At 63.3% G+C, this 1,238-nt stretch carries 1 protein-coding gene and 1 pseudogene; one reads left to right on the forward strand and one right to left on the reverse strand.

Annotated elements, in window-relative coordinates; genetic code table 11:
* The coding region (locus tag H3V53_RS43055) for an FkbM family methyltransferase (RefSeq protein ID WP_336603020.1) at nt 1-954 on the forward strand (954 nt) is incomplete at its 5' end.
* A 57-nt stretch (nt 955-1,011) separates the two neighbouring features.
* Here the strand turns inward: H3V53_RS43055 and H3V53_RS43060 are convergent.
* Nucleotides 1,012-1,238, reverse strand: a pseudogene (locus H3V53_RS43060) (glycosyltransferase); the annotation flags it as partial.

Consider the following 1,238-nt stretch of genomic DNA (forward strand, 5'->3'; position numbering starts at 1 on the left):
TCGGCCACCGGCGCCGTGACTTCGTTGCTGCCGTTGAAATTCCGGCATGTCATGGCGAAGTCGCTGCTGAACGATCGCGCGCTCGCGAGCGAGTACGGGTACCTGTACCTGTCCTGCCTTGCGAAGAAGCTCAATGTCGTGCAACTGTCGGCGAGCGGCCAGTACGGCACGATGGCCAGCAGTTCCAACGATCTGAGCATCCTGAGGAAATATGCCGAGACGGGCCTGTGGGCGCCCGAACTGTCGGAGCGGCTGATCGCGTTCTTTGCGGGCGCGGGCGGGACGTACCTCGACATCGGCGCGAACATCGGCATGACGACGATCCCTATCGCGCGCCAGAACCAGCAGGTCCGGTGTTATGCATTCGAACCCGAGCCCGTCAATTACGGGAACCTGATGCGCAACATTGCGGAGAATTGTCCCGGCTCGCGCGTGCAGACTTTCCAGCTCGCCTTGCACGAGCGCGAAGAAGTGCTGCCGTTCGACATCGCCGACGGCAATCTCGGCGATCATCGCCTGCACTTCGAGACCAGGCTTGCTGCGAAACAGAACGAGATTGGGCGCAAGATCATCAACGTGCGATGTGCGCGGCTCGACGATCTGCCCATCGAGCTGCAAGGGCCCGTGTTTGCCAAGATCGATACGCAGGGCGCCGAGCCGTACGTCGTGGCGGGCGGCAGGCGCACACTGGCACAGGCCGATGCGCTTCTGATCGAATGGTCGCCGTATCACATGGCGCGCCTGGGCGGCGATCCGCAGGTCGTGCTGCGTTTTCTCGAAGAGCACTTCGATCACGGCGCCATTGAACCGACGGATGCGAAGGCCGGGCAACGCGGCGAAAGCGGGCCGATGAAAGAGATCGTGCGCCGGCTGCAGGCGACCATCGCGGCATGGCGCGACGATCCCTTCAACTATGTCGATGTAGTCGCGACGGGCAAGCTCGCTTCCCCTTGACGAGCGTGTGGTTTCACGCGCCGCCGGATTTCCGGCGAGCGCGCCGTCGTTGCGCTGTCACGACTCGATGACAGGCTTCGCGACCCCCGCCGGATGGCCCGCGACAGTTTCGAACAACTGTGCATAGCGCTGGCAACAGGCATTCCACCCGAACTCGTCGACTGCCTTGCGGCTGCCCGCGCTGCTGGCGACCGCGGGCCACGACGCGTTGATCGAACGAACGATTTCCGGCAACTCGCTGACGTCGACAAACAGCACGACATTGTCGAACTTCCTGGCCGCCC

Source organism: Paraburkholderia bengalensis, from assembly GCF_037126505.1.
Lineage (GTDB): Bacteria > Pseudomonadota > Gammaproteobacteria > Burkholderiales > Burkholderiaceae > Paraburkholderia > Paraburkholderia bengalensis.